This window comes from Rhodovulum viride (genome assembly GCF_003265965.1).
Classification (GTDB): domain Bacteria; phylum Pseudomonadota; class Alphaproteobacteria; order Rhodobacterales; family Rhodobacteraceae; genus Rhodovulum; species Rhodovulum kholense.
In genome coordinates this window covers 1-346 of record NZ_MUAV01000225.1, presented here as the reverse complement: position 1 = coordinate 346, position 346 = coordinate 1, and the positions used below count along the sequence as shown (strand labels likewise).

Below are 346 nucleotides of genomic sequence, written 5' to 3'. Positions count from 1 at the left end.
AATCATTCCGCCGCGCCGCAACGCCAGGCCATGGAAGCGGGACAGCGCCGGAGCCCGCGCACGAAACGAGATCCTGCGAGCATCGAAGCCCCTCGGCCGGGCACTCTGGCGGAATTGGAGCGGGTCCCACCGCCGGAGCAGGGTCGAAACGAAAACGAACTGCGTGAAACTGCTCGGCCAGAGGCTGATGTCACGGGACTTCGACCGCCAGGTTGCCGAAGTCCAGATCCGGGCGGCGGTCCTCAACCGCTTCACGGCGCTCGGCATCCCGCTCACCGTGGCCATGGGATAAGTGTGTCCGGGGAAAGGGGAACTGCGGTCGTCAGCTGATTTGCGCAACAGCGCC

The 346-nt window shown here is 65.9% G+C and carries 1 pseudogene; it reads left to right on the top strand.

Annotation, left to right across the window (positions count from 1 at the left end):
- Positions 1 to 292: pseudogene (locus tag BYZ73_RS21960) on the top strand (IS5/IS1182 family transposase); the annotation flags it as partial.
- Positions 293 to 346: the final 54 nt, after the last annotated feature.